Here is a 19,886-nt window from a genome sequence, read left to right as displayed (position 1 = left end):
CGGAGAACGACTGTAGGAACGGCGACGCGCCCCCGATGGCCGATGCCTGCCAGGCCAATGGCCGGTTGGTGCCAGCTACCTCAGCGCAGGCGTCGCAGCGCCCCCGGAGTGTGCCCCAGGTGACGGCGGCACTGCCGCACGAAATGCGAGGCGTCGCTCAGCCCGACCCGGAACCCGATCTCGGCCACGCTCAATCGGTCGAAGCGCGCATCGGCCAGCATGCGCTGCGCCACCTGCATGCGAAAGCCCGTCAGAGCGGTGGCGAAGGTGGTCGCGCCATCGGCAAGGCACCGGTGCAGGCTGCGCTCCGAAATGCCCAGTTCGCGCGCCACGGCCGCCGCCGTGAGTCCCGGCTCGGCGAGGCGCTCGCGGGTGGCGTCGAGCACGCGCCGGCGCAGTGCGGCGCGGGCGCCCTGGTCGGGCTCCGCCGGCTTCTGCCCGAGTGCCAGCGACAGAAGTCCGCCCAACTGGTCGGTCAGGAGCGCGGTCGGCAGCGGCGGCTTCGCGGCCACCTCGGGCGAGAGCTGTTGCGCAAAGTTGCTGAGCAGCCCGCCCCAACCTGCGCACCCGTCGATCCGGCGCGCCACGAGATCGCCGGCGTCGGGCAGCCACGACTCCACCCACGCGGTCGGCAGTTCCAGCGAGAGCGTGTCGGCCGACTGCAGCAGGTGGAAGGCATAGCACCGCCGCGAATCGACCAGCACCACATCGCCGGGCAGCAGGCGCGCGGAGCGTTCTTCCTGCTCGGCCACCCAGGGCGAATCGGTCTTGCAGAGCAGGTAGTAATAGTTGCTGCGGCTCTGGGCGATGGCGCGGCGGGTGCGGTAGACGTCCTGCGCGGTGCCGCGCACGCGGTTCACGCCGATGGCGCCGAGCGGCACGGATTCGAGCGTGGCGCCGAAAGTCCCGTTGTGCGTGCTGGTCACGTCCATTTCAAGGAAACCCTCGCAGATCGCGCCGATCCAGTAGTCCAGCCGCTGCGGCGGCGGCACGGCGTCGGTGGACCAGGTCTGGATGGTGGCTGCAGCGGTCATCCCGCCAACATAGCCAGCCCGGGCGCGTTTGCCAAGCGGGTATAGACGCCCTCCGGCGACGCGCCTCCTCGGCCCCGGCACAATGACCCACCGTCTCAACCGCATACGAAAGAAGGGCCCGAAGAACATGAGCGACGTGAGCAAGAAAAGCGATTTCGGACTGATCGGCCTGGCCGTGATGGGCCAGAACCTCGTGCTGAATGTGGAAAGCCGCGGCTTCCAGGTCAGCGTCTATAACCGCACCGAGGCCACCACCGAAGCCTTCGTCGCCGCAAACCCGGGCAAGAAGCTGGTCGGCACGAAGACGCTCGAAGAGTTCGTCCAGAGCCTGGCCAAGCCCCGCAAGATCCAGATCATGGTCAAGGCCGGCGCGCCGGTGGACCAGGTGATCGAACAACTCATTCCGCTGCTCGATAAGGACGACATCGTCATCGACGGCGGCAACAGCCTCTACACCGACACCGAGCGCCGCGATGCGTACCTCTCGGGCAAAGGCCTGCGCTTCATCGGCGCGGGCGTCTCGGGCGGCGAGGAAGGCGCTCGCAAGGGCCCGTCGATCATGCCGGGCGGCCCGCTCTCCACCTGGGAGGTGATGAAGCCGATCTTCGAGAGCATCGCGGCCAAGGTGGACGGCGAGCCCTGCGTCATCCACATCGGCCCCGGCGGCGCGGGCCACTACGTGAAGATGGTGCACAACGGCATCGAGTACGGCGACATGCAGCTCATCTGCGAGGCCTACAGCCTGTTCAAGGCCGCAGGCTTCACGACCGACGAGATGGCCGCGATCTTCAACGAGTGGAACGACGGCGAGCTGCAGAGCTACCTGATCCAGATCACCGCCAAGGCGCTGGAGCAGAAGGACTCCGAAACGGGCAAGCCCATCGTCGACCTGATCCTGGACAAGGCCGGCCAGAAGGGCACGGGCCAGTGGACGCTGATCAATGCGGCCGAGAACGCGGTGGTCATCAGCACCATCAACGCCGCGGTCGAGGCGCGCGTGCTCTCGTCGCAGAAGAAGGCGCGCGTGGCGGCCAGCAAGGTACTGCAGGGGCCGAAGATCGAGTTGTCGCTCGAGAAGAAGGCGCTGGTGGCCAAGGTGCACGACGCGCTCTATGCCTCGAAGGTCATCAGCTACACGCAGGGCTTCGACCTCATCAAGACGATGGGCGACAAGAAGGACTGGAAGCTCGACCTGGCCGGCATCGCGGCGATCTGGCGCGGCGGCTGCATCATCCGTGCGCGCTTTTTGAACCGCATCACCGACGCCTTCCGCACCGACCCGGCGCTGCCCAACCTGATGCTCGATCCCTTCTTCAAGGATTTGCTGAACCGCACGCAGCAGAACTGGCGCGAGGTGGTGGCACTGGCGGTGAGCAACGGCATTCCTGTGCCGGCGTTCAGCGCCTCGCTCGCCTACTACGACAGCTACCGCACCGAGCGGCTGCCGGCGAACCTCTTGCAGGCGCAGCGCGACTTCTTCGGCGCGCACACCTACGAGCGCACGGACAAGCCAGAAGGCCAGTTCTTCCACACGGACTGGCCCGAAGTCATCGGCTGATGCCATGCCGGCCGCCGGCTACCCCAGTCACCTGATCGAGGACTGGCACCTCGCCGACGGCACGCCGGTGCGCATCCGCCCGATCCACGCGGACGACCTCGCGATGCACACCGCCTTCGTCGCGGGGCTGTCGAGCGAAACCGGCTACCACCGCCTGCTCTCGCCGCGCAAGCCCCAGCCCGACGAGCTCTGGCGCATGACCCACATCGACTACGACCGCGAACTCGCGCTCATCGCGACCACCGTGGTCGATGGCGGGGAGCAGCAGATGGGCGTGGCGCGCTACGTGCGCGGCGACACGCCGGAAACGTCGCACACCGCTGAATTCGCCATCGTGATCGGCGATGCCTGGCAGCACCGCGGTGTCGCGCTCAAGCTCATGCGCAAGCTGATCGATGTGGCCGCCGAAGCCGGCGTCAAGCAGCTGGCGGACATCACGCTCTACGACAACGCCGGCATGCTCGCGCTGGCGCGCAAGCTGGGCTTCAAGGTGCGGCGCGACCCGGGCAATCCGAACGTCACGCAATTGCGTCTGGCGCTGAAGGCCTCAGAGCCCTGAGCGTCCTCCCCAAGGAGCGTTCACCCACAGCGTGCCCCGCGCACGCCCCCGGGAAGCCTCCTGTCAGGCTTTTGGTAAAGCACCACACCCGAAGAAGAGGCCGCAGCAAACTTAAATCTACTTCCTTATGATGCAAAACCTTTTTCCGCCGGAAGCAGAGAGCCCTGTCCATGGTCCAGCTCGCGTTGCGTCGTCCTTACACCTTCATCGTCATGGCGATGCTGATCGTGCTGGCCACGCCTTTTGTCCTGGCGCGCATGGCCACCGACATCTTTCCGGAAATCAACATCCCGGTCGTCAGCGTCATCTGGAACTACACGGGCCTGCCGGCGCAGGAGATGGGCCAGCGCATCTCGGGCCAGGTCGAACGGGGCCTGACCACCACGGTGAGCGACATCGAGCACATCGAGTCGCAATCGCTGGCGGGCGTGTCGATCATCAAGGTGTTCTTCCAGCCCACCGCCAACATCGAGATGGCGATCTCTCAGGTGGTGGCCTCCATGCAGGCGCAGGTGCGGCAGCTGCCGCCGGGCATCACGCCGCCGCTGGTCATCAAGTATTCCGCCTCCAGCGTGCCGGTGATCCAGCTGGCGCTCTCCAGCCCCACCCGCTCTGAAAATTCGCTCTTCGACGCCACCGTCAACCAGCTGCGCCCGCAGCTCATCACCGTGCCGGGCGCGGCGATTCCCTTTCCCTACGGCGGCAAGAACCGACTCATCTCGGTCGACCTGGACACCCAGGCGATGCAGGCGCGCGGCCTCACGCCGGCCGACGTGGTGAATGCGGTCAACACGCAGAACCTGATCCTGCCCTCGGGCACCGCCAAGTTCGGCGCCACCGAGTACAGCGTGCGCATGAACGGCTCGCCCGACGCCATCGCGGGCCTGAACGACCTGCCGGTGCGCACCGTGAACGGCGCCACCACGTACCTGCGCGACGTGGCCTATGTGCGCGACGGCTTCTCGCCGCAGACCAACATCGTGCGGCAGGACGGCGTGCGCGGCGTGCTGCTGTCGGTGCTCAAGAACGGCGGCGCCTCCACGCTGGACATCGTGGCGAACATCCGCGCGATGCTGCCGATTGCCACGCAGTCGATGCCGCAGGACATCAAGGTCACGCCCCTCTTCGACCAGTCGGTGTTCGTGAAAGCAGCCGTCAAGGGCGTGGTGTTCGAGGCCATCCTGGCGGCCGCGCTCACGGCGGCGATGGTGCTGCTGTTCCTGGGCAACTGGCGCAGCACGCTGATCATCGGCCTCACGATTCCGCTGTCGATCCTGGCCTCGATCCTGGTCTTGTATTCGCTCGGCGAAACGCTCAACCTTATGACGCTGGGCGGGCTCGCGCTCTCGGTGGGCATATTGGTGGACCAGGCGATCGTGACCATCGAGAACATCGAGCGCCACCTGCACATGGGCACGCCGCTCAAGGAAGCCATCGAGGTCGGTGCGGGCGAGATCGGCAGCGCCGCCTTCGTCTCCACGCTGTGCATCTGCATCGTGTTCGTGCCGATGTTCTTTCTCTCGGGCGTGGCGCGTTTCCTGTTCGTGCCGCTGGCCGAGGCGGTGGTGTTCGCGATGCTGGCTTCGTACCTGCTCTCGCGGACGCTGGTGCCCACGCTGGTGATGCTGCTGATGGGCGGCGTGCATGCGCAACCGATCGAAGGCAAGAAGCCGAGCGCACTGCAGCGGGTCTACCAGAGCTTCGATCGCCGCTTCGAGCGCGTGCGCCGCGCCTACACGCTGCTGCTGTCGGTGGTGTTGTCGAAGCGCGGCGGCTTCATCGGCCTCTTCCTCGGCTTCTGTCTGCTGTCGTGCCTGCTGTATCCGGTGCTGGGCCGCGACTTCTTCCCGACCGTGGACGCCGGCCAGATCCGCCTGCATGTGCGTGCGCCCACCGGCACCCGCATCGAGGAAACCGCGCGCCTCACCGACCGCGTCGAGGTCGCGATCCGCGAGCTGGTGCCGGCCGACCAGCTCGAGACCATCCTCGACAACCTGGGCATCCCCAACAGCGGCATCAACCTCTCGTACAGCAACGCCGGCACCATCGGCACTTTCGACGCCGAGCTGCTGCTGTCGCTCAAGGATGGCCACCGGCCCACGGAGGAGTTCGTCTCGGTGCTGCGCGCCGAGCTGCCCAAGCGCTTTCCGGGCATCGAGTTCTTCTTCCAGCCCGCGGACATCGTCACGCAGATCCTGAACTTCGGCCTGCCCGCGGCCATCGACGTGCAGTTCAGCGGCGCCGACATCGCGGGCAACGCGGCGCGCGCGGCCGAACTCACCAAGGCGATCAAGCAGATCCCGGGCGCGGTCGATGCGCACGTGCACCAGCGGCTCGACGGACCCAGCCTCAACCTGCAGATGGACCGCACGCGGCTGCAGCAGTACGGCCTCACGGCCGCCAACGTGGGGCAGAACGTGCTGATCGCGCTCTCGGGCAGTTCGCAGACGGCGCCGGCCTTCTGGCTCAATCCGGCGAACGGCGTGGTCTACAGCATCGCGGTGCAGACGCCGCAGTACAACATCGACTCGCTCGATTCGCTGCTCAACATTCCGGTGGGTGCGGGCGGCACGGCAGCGGCCAGTGGTGCCTCACAGCAGCTGCTGGGCAACCTGGTCGAAGCACAGGCCTCGCGCCAGCCGGCCATCCAGTCGCGCTACAACATCGCACCGGTGATCGACGTCTACGTGAGCGTGCAGGGCACCGACCTCGCGAGCGTGGCCTCCAAGGTGCAGGTGCTGGTCGACGAGATGCGGCCCAAGCTCTCGCGCGGCAGCCAGGTCACCATCCGCGGGCAGGTGCAGACGATGCAGTCGTCGTTCATCGGCCTGGGCGTGGGGCTGGTGATGGCGATCGTGCTGGTGTACCTGCTGATCGTGGTCACCTTCCAGTCGTGGCTCGATGCGGCCATCATCATCACCGCCCTGCCCGCGGCGCTCGCCGGCATCGCGTGGATGCTGTTCATCACCGCCACCACGCTGAGCGTGCCCGCGCTCACCGGCGCGATCATGACCATGGGGGTGGCCACGGCCAACTCCATCCTGCTGGTGTCGTTCGCGCGAGAGCGACTGCAGGCCGGCATTCCACCGCTCTCGGCCGCGCTCGAAGGCGGCGCCACCCGCATCCGCCCAGTGCTGATGACGGCGCTGGCCATGATCATCGGCATGATCCCGATGGCGCTGGGCCTGGGCGAAGGCGCCGAGCAGAACGCGCCGCTGGGCCGCGCGGTCATCGGTGGCCTGCTTTTTGCCACGGTGTCGACATTGTTTTTCGTACCCGCCGTGTTCGCGGGGGTGCACAGTCGGCTTGCGCATCGCAAGGCGGCACGCGAAGAAGCCGGCCATTCGGGTCACACGCCAGCGGGCGCAGCGCCCCAGGAGAACTGATTTCATGACGGAGCAACGCCACTCGGCATTGGCCATCCACCCCATCGCCGCCGAAGAGGGCGAAGGCGAACTGCTGCGCCGCCGGCAGATCGTGAAGCGCACGCGCTGGCTCGTCGTGATCGTGCTCGTGCTGCTGGCGCTCGGTGCGGCGCGCACGGTGTTCGTGCGCATCGCCAACGCGCGTGCGCTCGAAGCGGGCACCACGGAACGCGCCAGGCTCCATGTGCAGACTGCCCTTCCGCGCACACCCACTGCCGGTCAGACGCTGGCGCTGCCCGGCACGCTGCAGGGCTTCGTGCAGTCGCCGATCTCGGCGCGCGCGAGCGGGTATCTGAAGCGCTGGACCAAGGACATCGGCAGCCGCGTCGAAAAGGGCGAGCTGCTCGCGGAAATCGAAACACCGGAAATCGACCAACAGCTCTCACAGGCAGTGGCCGCGCGCGCGCAAGCGGCCTCAGGCCTCTCGCTCGCGCAGAGCACGGCCGAGCGCTGGGAAAATCTGCGCAAGAAGGACGTGGTCTCGCAGCAGGACCTGGACGAGCGCCGCAGCGCCGTCGCGCAAGCCACCTCGAACGTGGCGGCCGCCGATGCCAACGTGCAGCGCCTGAAGCAGACCGAAGGCTTCAAGCGCGTCGTCGCGCCGTTCGCGGGCGTCATCACGCGCCGCAATGTCGATGTGGGCGACCTCATCGATGCGGGCGCGGGCGGCGGCACCGGGCGCGCGCTCTTCATGCTGGCGCAGACCGATCCGCTGCGCGTGTACATCAACGTGCCGCAGGCCTACGCGCAACTGGTGAAGGCCGGCCAGCCGGTGGTGGTGACGCAGGCCGAGCTGCGCGGCCAGAGCTTCAAGGGCGAAGTGGCGCGCACCTCGGGCGCCATCGACGCGACCACGCGGATGATGCAGGTCGAGGTGTCGCTGCCCAACCGCGACGGCGCGCTGCTGCCGGGCGCCTACGTGCAGGTGTCGCTGCCGCTGGCCGCGGCCCGCACGATCACGGTGCCGGCCAATGCGCTGCTGTTCCGCGCCGAAGGCACGCGCATTGCGGTGGTCGATGCACAGGGCCGCATCGGCCTGCGCCCGGTGACGCTGGGCCGCAACTACGGCGAGAACGTCGAGGTGATCGACGGCCTGGGCAACAACGACCGCATGGTGCTCAATCCCTCCGACTCGCTGGCCGAAGGCGACGTGGTGACGGTGGCGCCCGACGCACCCCCCGCGGACCCGAAAGCGCCCGCGAAGAAGGAACCGGCGTGAGACTGCGGGTCATTGCCGCCGCCATCGCGGCCCTTCTGGCCGCGGGCTGCGCGGTCGGTCCCGACTACAAGGCGCCCGAGACACCGCTGCCCGTCAGCTGGAAGCTCGAAGCGCCCTGGCGCCAGGCCACGCCGAACGACGTGGCCGACAAGGGCGCATGGTGGAGGCGCTTCAACGATGCGCAGCTCGATGCACTGCAGGACAAGGCCCTCGCCGGCAGCCCGACGCTGGTCATCGCCAATGCGCGGCTCGCCCAGGCGCGCGCCAACCTCGATGTCAGCTCGGCCAGCCGGTTTCCGCAACTGGGCCTCGGCGCACGCGCCTCGCGCCTGAAGATCTCTGCCAACCGGCCGCTCACCAACTACGCGACCAGCAATTCGTCGACGGTGCAGAACGACTTCGCGCTGTCGCTCAACGCCAGCTACGAGCTCGACCTCGCCGGCCGCGTGCAGCGCACCGTCGAAGGCGCGACGGCATCGGCCGAGCAATCGGCCGCCGACCTCGCGAACACGCGCCTCGTGCTCACCGCCGACGTGGCGAACAACTACTTCAACCTGCGCTCGACCGACATCGAGCTGGACGTGCTCTCGCGCTCCATCGGCCTGCAGCGCCGCGCGCTCGAGCTGGTCACCGCACGGCACGACCTGGGCGCCATCTCGGGCCTCGACGTGGCGCAGCAGCAGGCGCTGCTGGAGACCACGCTGACGCAGGTCGATGTGCTGAAGAAGCAACGCGCGCAGTACGAGCACGCGCTTGCCACCCTCACCGGCACGCCGGCGCCGGTCTTCGCGCTGCCGGTGGACCTGCGCGAGATCCGCCCGCCCGCCGTGCCGCTCGGCGTGCCCTCGGAAATCCTCCAGCGCCGGCCCGATGTGGCTTCGGCCGAGCGTTCGATGGCGGCGGCCAATGCGCAGATCGGCGTGGCGACCGCGGCCTTCTATCCGAGCTTCATCATCTCGCCGACCGTGGGCGTGGACAGCCGGCTGATCGAGTCGCTGTTCAACGGGCCCAGCCTCTTGTGGTCGGTGGGCGTGTCGGCCACGCAGGTGCTGTTCGACGGCGGCCGCGTGCGCGCGAATGTGGACTTCGCCAAGGCCGGATACGACGCCACCGTGGGCAACTACCGCCGCACGGTGCTCACGGCGATGCAGGAAGTGGAAGACGGCATCACCGGCCTGTCTGCGCTCGACAGCGCCACCACGCAGGCGCAGGCCGCCGTCGCCGCCGCGCGCCGTGTGCTCGACATGGCGACCAGCCGCTACGAAGGCGGCGCCTCGACGTACCTCGATGTGATCACCGCGCAGCAGTCGCTGCTGACGGTCGAGCGGCAGGCCGCGCAGCTGCAAGGCCAGCGGCTGCTGACCGCGGTGTTTCTGGTGAAGGCACTGGGCGGTGACTGGGAAGGGCCGGGCACTCTCGGCCCGCTCGCGAAAAAGGAATGACAGCACCAGGTGCCGTGCATCGGCGCGGTCGCTAGAACAGATTGCCCTGCCCCTCCGCCCCCGGCGGCCGGAATGCGGTGAGGTCCATCGGAATGCGCTCGCGGTTGAAGCCCAGGCGCTTCGTCGCCTTCTGGAAGCGCTGGTGGATCAGGTCGGCCCAGAGGCCGCTGCCCTTCATGCGCGTGGCGAAGTCGCCGTCGTAGTCCTTGCCGCCGCGCATCTCGTGGATGCGCGCCATGATTCGGTCCGCGCGCTGCGGGTAGTGCAGCGCGAGCCATTCCTTGAAGAGCGGCGCCACCTCCCATGGCAGCCGCACCACCGTGTAGAACGCACTGCGTGCACCTGCCTCCCAGGCCGCTTCGAGCACGTGTTCCATGTCTTCTGTCACGAACGGAATCTGCGGCGCCACGCTCACGCCCACCGGCACACCCGCCTCGGCCAGCGTGCGGATGGTGCGCAGCCGCCGATGGGGCGCGGCGGCGCGCGGCTCGAGCTTGCGGGCGAGTTCGCCGTCGAGCGTGGTCACGGTGATGTACACCGCGGCGAGGTGGTCGGCCGCCATCGGCGCAATCAGGTCGAGGTCGCGCTCGATGGCACTCGACTTGGTGACCAGCGCGAACGGGTGCCGCACTTCCTTGAGCAGCTCGATGACCGAGCGCGTGAGCCGCAGCTCGCGCTCGATGGGTTGGTAGCAGTCGGTGGCGGTGCCGATGGCGATCTGGCTCGGCCGGTAGCTCTTGCGCCCGAGTTCGGCGCGCAGCACCTCGACGATGTTGCGCTTGGCGATGAGCTTGGTTTCGAAATCGAGGCCGGGCGAGAGGTTCAGGTAGCTGTGCGTGGGCCGTGCGAAGCAGTAGATGCAGCCGTGCTCGCAGCCGCGGTACGGGTTGAGCGACCGGTCGAAGTAGATGTCGGGCGATTCGTTTCCGGTAAGCACCGACTTCACATCCTCGAAGCGCACCTCGGTCGCGAGGGGCATGAGCTCGTCGGCCTCGGCCACGCCTTCTTCGAGCGTGCCCCAGCCGTCGTCGAAGGCATTGCGCTCGTCTTTGGAGAAACGGTGCGCCAGCCGCGTGGACGCGCCACGGCCCTTGATGATGTGGATCGGAATGGGGGATGTGGGTGGCATGGCAAATCCTCGGGTTGGAATTTACTGTTTATTCATACAGTATTTCATCATTCACGGGCGCCTGGTGATTTTTCTATTTCTCTATTGACAGAAATATTGGAAATCCTAGACTCGGCCTCATGGAACTCACAGACATTCAACGCAAGTTCGTCGTCCACTGGGGCGAAATGGGCTCCATGTGGGGCGTCAACCGCACGGTCTCGCAGATCCATGCGCTGCTCTTCGCCCACGGCAAGCCGATGCATGCCGAAGAGCTCTGCGACACCCTGGGCGTCGCGCGCTCCAACATCAGCAACAGCCTCAAGGAACTGCAGGCCTGGAACCTCGTGCGCGTCACGCACATCCTGGGCGACCGGCGCGACTATTTCGAAACCAGCGTCGATGTGTGGGAGCTGTTCCGCACCGTGGTGCGCGAGCGCAAGGAGCGCGAGTTCGACCCGACCACCCGCGTGCTGCGCGAACTCGTTTCCAGCCCCGATTTCCAGAAGGAGCCGCCCGATGCGCAGGACCGCATCCGCTCCACCATGGAACTCATGGACAAGCTCGCCACCTGGGCCGACGAAATGCTGCGGCTCTCGCCCGGCACGCTCGACAAGGTGCTGACGCTCGGGGCCAGCGTGCAGAAGTTCGTGCGCGGCGATGCAGCCCCTGCCGCACCCGCCACCCCTGCCGGCAAGGGCGACGACCCGGATGCGCACCATGCCAGCCTGCCGATGATCTGAGTTGTCTTTTTTTGCCTATTTATTTCTGTTTTGACTGAAATATCGAGAACCGAGAACGCCATGGCTCGCATCGCTCCCGCTACCTATCCGCTGACCGTCTACTACGACGCCACCTGCCCGCTGTGCGTGGCCGAAATGGCCGCGATGCGGGCACGCGATGCGGCCGACCGGCTGAGCCTCGTCGACTGCTCGCCCCTGGGCTTCTCCGGCGGTCCGGCGCCGCGCGAGGCGCTGATGACCGCCATGCACACGGTCGACGCGGCGGGCCGGGTTCTCGCCGGTGTTGCCGCGATCCGCGCCTGCCGCGCCGCCGTGGGCCTGCCGGCCGGCGGTGCCCTGCTCGACCTGCCGCTCGTCGGCGCCCTCGCCGATCGCGCCTATGCGGTGCTTGCGCGCAACCGCTACCGGCTGCCGCGCTGGCTCGTCGCGCGGCTGGCAGACCGCGGCGCGATCGCGCCGGCCACCTGTGCCGACGACCGCTGCCGCTTCTGAAACGGTCACGCTGTCTGGCCCCGCCGGGAACCGCAAGAACCACCGCCGAAAGAGCCTCGATGCCCAACGTCTTCCAGCCCGACTTCCGCCTGCCGTCCGAAGCGCCCGCGCACCCCGCCGCCCAGGCGATCACGACCGAAGACACGCAGGACTACTTCACCGAAGTCGCGGTCGACTACAGCGCGTGGAGCCCGAGCTACAACATGCACTTCGGCTTCTGGCGCGCGGGGCTCAATCCGCTGCGCCGCGAAGGCATGCTGGTGGAGATGAACCGCGCCGTCGGCCGCGCGCTGCGGCTCGACGACATGCAGCCCGCCGAAGGCCAACGCCGCTGCGTGATCGACATGGGCTGCGGCGCCGGCGCTACCGCGCGCACGCTGGTCGGCGACGACCGCTCGCTCTACGCGGTCACCGTCACCAACGTGCCGGTGCAGAACCGCATCTCGGCACGGCTCGATGCCGCAGCCGGCGTGGCCGACCGCCTGGCCCACATCGAAGCCGACTACACCCGCACGGGCCTCCCCACCGCCCAGGCCGACGGCGCCTGGGCCCTCGAGAGCGCCTGCTATGCCGAAGGCACCGCCAAGGCCGACTTCGTGCGCGAAGCCGCGCGCCTGCTCAAGCCCGGCGCGCGGCTCGTGGTGGTGGATGGCTTCCTGCTGCGCAGGAAACCCGGCCGCATCGCCGACTGGCTGCACCGCCTCTGGGCCGACAGCTGGGCCGTGCCCACGCTCGCCGTGCGTGACGACTTCGCCACGGCGCTGCGCGACCACGGCTTCGAGGACATCGAATGCAAGTCGCTGCGCTGGCGCGTCGCACCGAGCGCGCTGCACATCCCGGTGCTGGCCACGCGCTTCACGCTCGTCGAGCTCTGGAAGGCGCGCGGCAGGCTGAGCCCATGGCGGCGCAAGCACATCGTCGCGAGCTACTGCGCGCTGGCGCTGGGCATGTTCTGGCGCGACTTCGACTACCTCATGGTGACCGCCAGGCGCGCCGGCTGATCGATTCAAGACGAGGAGAAGCGATTTCCATGAGCACCGACCCCGACGAAAGCAGGCTCTCCGAGCTGACCTCCGCCACCACGGACAACGCCGGAGACGAGCCCCGCCGCCGCATGCCCTTCGCCTGGTTCTGGCCGCTGCTGGTCGGCGCGGCGGCCGCGCTCGTGCTGCGCATCGCCTTCAGCGGCGGACCGGGCCGTCCTTTCTCGGCGATGCTCGGCGCCTTCATCTACCTGGCGCCCGCGGTGTGCGGCGCTGTCACGGTATACATGGCCGAGCGCATCGAGCGGCGCAGCTGGGGCTACTACATCTGGGCGCCGTGGGTCTCGACCGCCCTCTTCGTCATCGGCACGCTGCTGGTCTTCATCGAGGGAATGATCTGCGCCGTCGTGATCGTGCCGCTCTTCGCCGTCATGGGCAGCGTCGGCGGGCTTGCGATGGGGCTGGTGTGCCGCGTCACCCGCTGGCCCCGGCCCGCGCTCTACGGCTTTGCGGTGCTGCCGCTGGTGCTCGGCGCCATCGAGCCGCAGCTGCCCAACCCCGACCGCTTCTCGACCACTTCGCGCACGCTCTTCATCGCTGCCCCGGCCGAACGCATATGGCACGAGATCAACCAGGCGCGCGACATCCGGCCCGACGAAGTCGGCAACGCCTGGGCCTACCGCATCGGCGTGCCGATGCCCTTGGCCGGCGTGACGCACGAGACGCCGGAAGGCCGCGTGCGCCAGGTGCGGTGGCAGAAGGACGTGCACTTCGAGGAACTCATCACCGAGTGGCAGCCGCAGCAGCACATGAAGTGGGAGTACCGCTTCGCACCCGACTCCTTTCCCGCGGGCGCGCTCGACGACCACGTGGTGATCGGCGGCCACTACTTCGACCTGCGCGACTCGGCCTTCACCCTGACGCCGCGAGACGGCGGGACCGAGCTGCGCATCGATGTGTCGTGGCGCGTGAGCACGCGCTTCAACTGGTATGCGGACCGCGTCGCACAGTTCCTGCTCGGCGATTTCTCGGAGCACATCCTGCACTTCTACAAGGTGCGCAGCGAAGGTGCCTTGGCAATGGCCGCACGATGAATCGGCAACCCGTCTTCCAGCAGGCGCTCGGTGCGGCGTGGGAGCGCCTGGGCGAGGTGATTCGCCGGCACTACACGATGGCGCCCTTCTCCGATGACTACGTCTGCGTTCGCGGCACGATGAACGAGGTCCATCACGCGCCATGGGCTGCGTTGCTGATGCCCTTCGGCCGCCTGTTCGGGGCGCTCGTTCCGTACACGGGCGCCGGCGTGCCGATCGAGGTGCACTACCGCTGCGATCCCGACGACGCGAACCTGTATTGGGACCGCGTCTTCCACTTCGAGGGCCGCAAGCCCTTCCACTTCCGCTCGCACATGGAACACCTGGCAGCGCACGGCGCCGAGGTGATCGAGTACGTGCGCTTCGGCGTCGGCATGCGCCTGGCGGTGAGCGCGGAAGACGGCGCGCTGGTGTTCCGCGACCGGGGCTACATCTGGCGCATCGGCGGCCTGCGCATTCCACTGCCGCTCGGGCTCCTGATGGGCACCGCGTATGTCGAGGAGCGGCCCGACCCATCGAGCCCCGACCACTTCACGATGAAGATGCTGCTGCGCCACCGCTGGTTCGGCGACGTGTTCCGCTACAGCGGCCGCTTTCACCTGGCGCCGCACCCGGGCCCGAACGCGCTTCCGGGGCCACAATGAGCGCACCATGCCGCGCCGCCCCGAAAACCTCTATCCGCAATACCACGCCCACGTCTACTTCGGCCCCGCCACGCTGGCGCAGGCGCGCGAACTCTGCGAGCGCGCGGGCAAGGAACTGATGGTGATCGTGGGCCGCGTGCACGAGCGGCTGGTGGGCCCGCATCCGCACTGGAGCTGCCAGCTGGCCTTCGATGCGGCCGAGTTCGACCAGGTGATCGAATGGCTCGATGCCAACCGCAACGGCCTGGACATCTTCGTGCACGGCGTGACGGGCGACGACCTCGCCGACCACACGGCGCATGCGATGTGGCTCGGCGAAGAGAGCGCGCTCGACCTGCGGATGTTCAGGCGCTGACGCTTCAGCGCCCCTCGCCTGCCCGGCAGGGTGCCGCGGCCAGCATGCGCGCGGCGCGCAGAAACTCGGTCGGGCCGACCCAGCTGACATCCCAGTTGCCCGCCACCGGTACCTGGCGCTTGTGCGCGATCACCATCGTCCGCTTCGGCACGACGAGGATGTACTGGCCATGCACGCCCCACGCCATGTAGGCACCGCTGAGCGGTGAGTCCGGCGGTTCTTCGAGCAGCCACCACAGGTAGCCGTACCCGAAACCGCGCCGCGCGGTGTGCGCTGGATGCATCTGCGCGGCCGGTGTGGTCTGCCGCGTGATTTGCGCCACCCAGTCGGCCGGAACTAGTTGCTGTCCGCGCCAGTTGCCCTGGCGCAGCATCAGGTAGCCCAGGCGCGCCATGTCGCGCGTGGACAGAAAGAAGGGATAGGCCAGATGCTCCGACCGGCTGGCGTCGCCGCTGCGCCTGTGGCGGGCCGGATCGAAATCTTCCAGCTGCAGCGGCGTCGCCAGATCCGTCGCGAAGGCCTGGTAGATGCCGCGCCCGGTCAGGCGCTCGAAGGCGGTGCCGGCGGCATTGAAGTCCCAGTTGTTGTAGAGGAAATAACTGCCCGGCGCCTTGGAGCCGCGTGCAGGTGCGGCGACCGCGTCGTCGCCACCGTTGGCGGCCGCGTGGTAGACGCCCGAACGGGCGGCGAGCAGGTCGCGCAATCTCGCCTGCCGCTCGATGGGCAGCAGGCCGCCCGTGTCGTCGATGCCCAGATCGGCCAGCGTGCGGTCGAGGTCGATGGTGCCGTTCGCCACGTACTTGCCGTACAGCATCGACAGCACGCTCTTGCGCACCGAGAAAACGATGCTGACCGTCTGGACCGGGCCCTGGCTGAACAGCACGCGGCCATCCTGCACGGCCATGAGGGCGGTGGTGTCCAGCGTGCGAACGTAGTCGCGCGTGGTGTCGAGGTCGCGGCGACAGGCCGGCCCGAGTTCCGCCTCGGGCGTTGCCTCCCATGACGCGCTCGGGAATGTCGCCTGCGGTGCGGGCGTTGTCGCCGCGCATCCGCTCGCGAGAAGAAGCGCGAAGGCGCCGGCGCAGCAGATCGTCCGCATCCACAGCGGGCAGGCGATTCCGCCTGGCACCCGGCGGCCGACAGGGTCTGGGTTGGTCACGGGCTCTTCAGCGCCGCCCTGGCGCCCTTTGCCGGCAGCGAAGAACGAAGCGGCGCCAGGTCATAGAAGAAGTACGGGCCCGCGTACGTCACGACACCGTCGTCGGCCTTTTCGGCGCTGCGTGGAACGATCACGACGGCCCTGTAGGGCTGCTTCGGCACGGAAAAGAGCACGCGCCGCTGCATGCTCTGCCCCGCGGCAAGCGGATCGCCGAAAGCGGCCTGGCCTTCCTGTGGCGGGTTGACCAGCTTCGTCAGCACTTCATGCGGCTCGTAGAGCGCCCCCTTGGCATCGATCAATCGGAACACCGGTTGGAATCGCACGAAAAGCGCCTGCTCCGCGGTGTTCGTGATGTTGACCTGCAGCAGGACGAAGTCGCCCTTGTACTGCTTCGGCGGTTCGACGCTGCTGTCCACGACCAGGTTGGCATACCTGGCCTCCTGGAATTCGAAGGCGACGTTGTCCCGCGTCACCTGCGTGCCCCAGGCGAAGTTCTTGCCGTCTGCCTCTGCCGCGATGGAGAGAACAGGCATGAAAGCCACGCCGGCTGCGAACAGCAGTGCAGCCAGCGCGCCCCGGCCACGCCACCGCGCAATCGCCCATTGATGCGGTTTTTCCATCAGGACCACTCGTAGCGCAGACCCGAGCGCAGGGTCCATGTTCGCCGGATGCCCCTGGCCGCGAGGCTGGACGCCTCGAAATAGACAAAGCCCCGGCGCGGCAGAAAGGCAAAGCGACCGCCCAGCCCGACTTCGCCGCCAGTGCCGTTGCGGCTTTCGCTCTCGACGGGAAGGCTGCCGCCGCCCTTGGCCGCCGTGACCGCCAGGTTGTCGCCGAAGTAGTTGATCGCCGAGAGCCTGAGATACACGTCGCCGCTCAACTCGAGAAAGCGCACCGACTTGCCCAGCAGCATGCCGACCCTGACCGAACCCGCGTCGAGGCTGTCCTGGCTGATGGCCACGCCGTTGCTTGCGGTGTGCCTGTCGGCCGCCAGGCGGCTCGCGGTCAACGCGACCTGCGGCTCCACGAACACGTCTTGCGGCAGCGGGAAGCGATGCCCGGCTTCGGCACTGACTTCGTAGCCCTGGGTCTTGTAGGTGCCGGTGACGCGCCGCGAAAGCGAATCGGTGGACGCGTACTTGTTCTCCAGCGACGCGGTGCGTGCGCCGATCTGCAGGTAGGTGCCGAGGCCGTCGGCCCACATGCCGTAGCCGGCGAGCTCGATCGCGGACGCCTTTCCGTTTCCACGCTCATAGCCGGCGCTGGAATTGATGTAGCTCACGGAGCCGCCCGCATGGCTTTTCCAGCCGCCGAAGTCGCCCAGGCGCCGGTCGACGCCGACGGACAGGGCGCCATAGCTCTGGCCGTAGGACCTCGCGTAGGCCGTGCGCGCATCGAAGCCGCCGCCGTCCACTTCGGCCCAGATGCCGGTGGTTTCGGGGGCGGTGTCGCGCCGTAGCGCCTCGGTCCTGCGCGCGATGCCGTTGGCGCGCAGGGCCCAGAGGTTGCGAAGGCTGTCGCCGGCCTCGGCGGCGGTCTTCACGGACTCCGAGGGCGTGATGCGCGCCACAGCGCCGGCAGCACCGGCCGCGGATGTGCTCAACCCTGAACTGGCGCTCGCAGCGCCTGCCGCTGCGTCGGTGCCGGTCTCCGCGGCCGTGCCCGAACCCGCGATGGTCAGGCCATTCAGCACGACCTGGCTGCCGTCCGCGCTGAGCGCCACGTTGGGCGCGTACGTGAAGCGCACCAGGTCGTTCTCGTAGCTCCATTGGCTCGTCGCGCCCTGGACGGCCTGCAGCCGCGCCGTGCCGCCGCCGGCCGCCGAGGCGTCGATGACGACGATGGGCTTGCTCGCCGGAATCACCGTGCCGGTCTTCGCCGTCGAGGCGTTGACCCAGCTGGTGTCGTTGAGCGCGGGGTCGTACACCACGTTGACCACCTGCGTTCCGGTCGCGTTGAAGCCCGTCACGCCGCTGCCAAACTGGATCCGGTCGGCCACGCCGTTGCGCACATCGCTGAGGATGCGAAAGGTGGCGCCGTCTCCCAGGTTGACGGTCGCGGCGTTGGTCGAACTCTGGATATCGAGCACGCGCGGCGAGTGGGCGGGAATGCTTGCGGGACTGAAGCTTCCCCAGCTTGCGGCCATGTCGATCGCACCGCCGTTGGCCAGGGCCAGGGTGCCCGATCCGAGGTCGGCAGCCATGGTGCCGGTGCCGGTGGGAATCCACGAGGCGCCCTTGGTAAACGACAGGTTGGGCGAGCCGGCGGTAAAGACCGTGGTATCCGATGTGTTCGGGTCCACGAAGCCGCCGACCGATCCGCGCAGGTACGAGTCCGGGGTGTCCAGGTTCACGTTCAATGCGCCGGTGTACTTGGTGCCGCCAGCGTTCGTCACGCTGCCGGTCACCAGGTCGCCCTGCAGCTTCACCGGCTGCCCGCCCGCGGCGTTGACCGTGACCGTCGCATTGCGCACGTCCGCGGCTACGTTCCATATGGCGTAGCCCTTGCCCGTTCCGCTGGGCGAAGTCGCAATGCTCAACCCGCCTGCGGCCTTCACCGTTCCGCCGTCGTTGCGGATGCCGTAGACATCGCAGGTGCTGCATGACGAGGCGACCTGCAACGCCACGTTGTTCGTTGCCGAGTTGAAATTCAGCGTGCTGGCGTTGTTGACGGCATAGGCCTCGGCCGCGGCGGACACCTTGACCGTGACCGCCTTGCCGAAGTTGATGGAGGACGTGCCCGGGTATTTGTTTTCGATGCCCGTCGGATTTCCGAAAGGGGCGTAACCGGTGGTGCTGGTGACCGCGATGTCCACGTTGCCCCCGAAAGTCATCCGGGCCGTCGTGTGGGTGTTGGCAATGCCGAACGCGGAGCGGCTTCCGGTGGCGGTGAAGCTGGCGTCCCCGTCGATGTTGAGCACCCCCTGGTTGCGGACCCCGAAGACCGTCGAGCCGTTGGCCGCAGCGGTGAGCTTCAGGTCGCCCGTCACATGCAGCCGGCTGTTCACGTTGTCGTTGTAGATGCCGTGTACGTTGTCGCTGGGGTACTGGCCTGTGGATGAAATGGTCAGGTTGCCGTTGAAGGTGACGCTGCTTGCGCCGCCGCCGGAGTTGTAGACCCCATCGGTGTCCGACCGCTTCCCGCTCACCACGATCGTGGTGTCTCCGTTGAACGTGACCTGCCCCTGGTAGACCCAAAGGCCGCGCGAATAGCCCGGCGTGCTGGTGCGTATTGAGGTATCGCCGTTGAAGGTCACCGTGCCCCCAGACACGTTCACGCCGATGGCGATACTTTCCTTGCTGTCGGCTTGGGCATACACGGACGCATTGCCGTTGACCACAAGCACGCGGCTGCCACCATCGACGCTGATGCCCCTCGACAGTGCCAGGACCGAGGGCGAGGCCGAACCCGGCGCGCTGTTGGCCGAGGAGATATTCAACCTGCCGCCGGCGGAATCGAGCACCACGGGCGACGAGCCGGAAGCCGCAGTCAGCAGAACGCCGTATACGTCGCCGCTGGCGCCTCGCACGTAGATGCTGTCGTCCGCTCCAAAGGCGTAGTGCAGCGTGCCCGGCGAGGGCGTGATGACATAGGCCGGCGAATAGTTGCCGGTTCCGCCGGCCTGGTCGTTGGCTTGCACACCGGTGAGGGTTCCTTCGTAGGTCGTGGCGGCGAGCGCGACGACGGGGCGTCCCATGGCCGCGACAACAAGCGCGACGGCGAGCAACGGCACCAGGTGCTGCGAACCGTCCTTGGCCGCGCCGGTGGATATCCCGACCGCGCGGGGTCGACTTGTGCAGGGGTAGAGCAAGCGATGTCCTCGGAAACGTGACCCGACGCGCAAGCCCCGTTCTCAGGAAAGCTCAAGACGCGGCACTCATTCAAGTTGTGACGAAGTGCTACTTTCTCACGGAAAATGTATTTTTATGAATCTCCAAGGGTTGATTTCTGCAGCGAACCCACTCCGGTTGTCTTTTGACGACAACAGGGCAAACCCCCGATGCGCCTCCTATGAACGAGGGATGCCACCAACCGCCTCCTTCGGATCAACTGGCCCCATAGAAGTAAAAG

The 19,886-nt window shown here is 67.6% G+C and carries 16 protein-coding genes; 11 read left to right on the top strand and 5 right to left on the bottom strand.

Features of this window, described 5'->3' with window-relative positions; genetic code table 11:
• Window positions 1-80 precede the first annotated feature (80 nt).
• Window positions 81-1,034 (bottom strand): helix-turn-helix domain-containing protein, encoded by a 954-nt coding sequence (locus M2282_RS15655; RefSeq protein ID WP_280809710.1) that lies wholly within the window; start codon window positions 1,032-1,034, stop codon window positions 81-83.
• A 127-nt stretch (window positions 1,035-1,161) separates the two neighbouring features.
• On the opposite strand from M2282_RS15655, the gene gnd reads away from it, so the two are divergent.
• The 5 genes from gnd to M2282_RS15630 all read left to right on the top strand — a co-directional run bounded on the left by gnd (window position 1,162) and on the right by M2282_RS15630 (window position 9,237).
• Complete coding sequence (gene gnd, locus M2282_RS15650) at window positions 1,162-2,592, top strand: decarboxylating NADP(+)-dependent phosphogluconate dehydrogenase (RefSeq protein ID WP_280809709.1); 1,431 nt, start codon at window positions 1,162-1,164, stop codon at window positions 2,590-2,592.
• A gap of 4 nt (window positions 2,593-2,596) precedes the next feature.
• Window positions 2,597-3,151: a GNAT family N-acetyltransferase gene (locus tag M2282_RS15645; RefSeq protein WP_280809708.1), complete on the top strand. Its 555-nt coding sequence runs from the start codon at window positions 2,597-2,599 to the stop codon at window positions 3,149-3,151.
• 164 nt (window positions 3,152-3,315) lie between these two features.
• Window positions 3,316-6,537 (top strand): efflux RND transporter permease subunit, encoded by a 3,222-nt coding sequence (locus tag M2282_RS15640; RefSeq protein WP_280810038.1) that lies wholly within the window; start codon window positions 3,316-3,318, stop codon window positions 6,535-6,537.
• 4 nt (window positions 6,538-6,541) lie between these two features.
• On the top strand, window positions 6,542-7,795 hold the full coding sequence (locus tag M2282_RS15635; protein WP_280809707.1) for an efflux RND transporter periplasmic adaptor subunit: 1,254 nt from the start codon (window positions 6,542-6,544) through the stop codon (window positions 7,793-7,795).
• Window positions 7,792-9,237 carry an efflux transporter outer membrane subunit gene (locus M2282_RS15630; RefSeq protein WP_280809706.1) on the top strand — a complete coding sequence of 482 codons (1,446 nt, stop codon included), beginning with the start codon at window positions 7,792-7,794 and terminating at the stop codon, window positions 9,235-9,237. The genes M2282_RS15635 and M2282_RS15630 overlap by 4 nt, the downstream gene beginning before the upstream one ends.
• Before the next feature lie 31 nt (window positions 9,238-9,268).
• Here M2282_RS15630 and M2282_RS15625 read toward each other — a convergent pair whose 3' ends face one another.
• Complete coding sequence (locus tag M2282_RS15625; RefSeq protein ID WP_280809705.1) at window positions 9,269-10,366, bottom strand: PA0069 family radical SAM protein; 1,098 nt, start codon at window positions 10,364-10,366, stop codon at window positions 9,269-9,271.
• Window positions 10,367-10,485: 119 nt separating this feature from the next.
• Here M2282_RS15625 and M2282_RS15620 point away from each other — a divergent pair, with 119 nt between their 5' ends.
• The 6 genes from M2282_RS15620 to M2282_RS15595 are packed head-to-tail and all read left to right on the top strand — an operon-like array spanning window position 10,486 to window position 14,656.
• Complete coding sequence (locus M2282_RS15620; protein WP_280809704.1) at window positions 10,486-11,088, top strand: GbsR/MarR family transcriptional regulator; 603 nt, start codon at window positions 10,486-10,488, stop codon at window positions 11,086-11,088.
• 60 nt (window positions 11,089-11,148) lie between these two features.
• Complete coding sequence (locus M2282_RS15615; RefSeq protein WP_280809703.1) at window positions 11,149-11,580, top strand: thiol-disulfide oxidoreductase DCC family protein; 432 nt, start codon at window positions 11,149-11,151, stop codon at window positions 11,578-11,580.
• A gap of 59 nt (window positions 11,581-11,639) precedes the next feature.
• Window positions 11,640-12,581: an SAM-dependent methyltransferase gene (locus tag M2282_RS15610; protein WP_280809702.1), complete on the top strand. Its 942-nt coding sequence runs from the start codon at window positions 11,640-11,642 to the stop codon at window positions 12,579-12,581.
• A 29-nt stretch (window positions 12,582-12,610) separates the two neighbouring features.
• Window positions 12,611-13,657: an SRPBCC domain-containing protein gene (locus tag M2282_RS15605; protein WP_280809701.1), complete on the top strand. Its 1,047-nt coding sequence runs from the start codon at window positions 12,611-12,613 to the stop codon at window positions 13,655-13,657.
• Window positions 13,654-14,301 (top strand): DUF4166 domain-containing protein, encoded by a 648-nt coding sequence (locus tag M2282_RS15600; RefSeq protein ID WP_280809700.1) that lies wholly within the window; start codon window positions 13,654-13,656, stop codon window positions 14,299-14,301. Before M2282_RS15605 ends, M2282_RS15600 begins: the two co-directional genes overlap by 4 nt.
• 7 nt (window positions 14,302-14,308) lie before the next feature.
• Window positions 14,309-14,656, top strand: a complete 348-nt coding sequence (locus tag M2282_RS15595) for a DOPA 4,5-dioxygenase family protein (RefSeq protein ID WP_280809699.1) — start codon at window positions 14,309-14,311, stop codon at window positions 14,654-14,656.
• Between the two features lie 4 nt (window positions 14,657-14,660).
• Here the strand turns inward: M2282_RS15595 and M2282_RS15590 are convergent, their stop codons facing one another.
• The 3 genes from M2282_RS15590 to M2282_RS15580 are packed head-to-tail and all read right to left on the bottom strand — an operon-like array spanning window position 14,661 to window position 19,626.
• Window positions 14,661-15,815, bottom strand: coding sequence for a serine hydrolase domain-containing protein (locus M2282_RS15590; protein WP_280809698.1), 1,155 nt, complete (start codon window positions 15,813-15,815; stop codon window positions 14,661-14,663).
• The gene (locus M2282_RS15585; RefSeq protein WP_280809697.1) at window positions 15,812-16,435 is read right to left on the bottom strand and encodes a DUF4352 domain-containing protein; all 624 of its coding nucleotides are present in this window, start codon (window positions 16,433-16,435) and stop codon (window positions 15,812-15,814) included. The genes M2282_RS15590 and M2282_RS15585 overlap by 4 nt, the downstream gene beginning before the upstream one ends.
• On the bottom strand, window positions 16,435-19,626 hold the full coding sequence (locus M2282_RS15580) for an autotransporter outer membrane beta-barrel domain-containing protein (RefSeq protein WP_280809696.1): 3,192 nt from the start codon (window positions 19,624-19,626) through the stop codon (window positions 16,435-16,437). The genes M2282_RS15585 and M2282_RS15580 overlap by 1 nt, the downstream gene beginning before the upstream one ends.
• Between the last annotated feature and the right edge of the window lie 260 nt (window positions 19,627-19,886).

This window comes from Variovorax boronicumulans, from assembly GCF_029892485.1.
Classification (GTDB): domain Bacteria; phylum Pseudomonadota; class Gammaproteobacteria; order Burkholderiales; family Burkholderiaceae_C; genus Variovorax; species Variovorax boronicumulans_B.
Note: the sequence above shows the minus strand (reverse complement) of the source record. Positions and strands in the feature narration are given on the sequence as shown.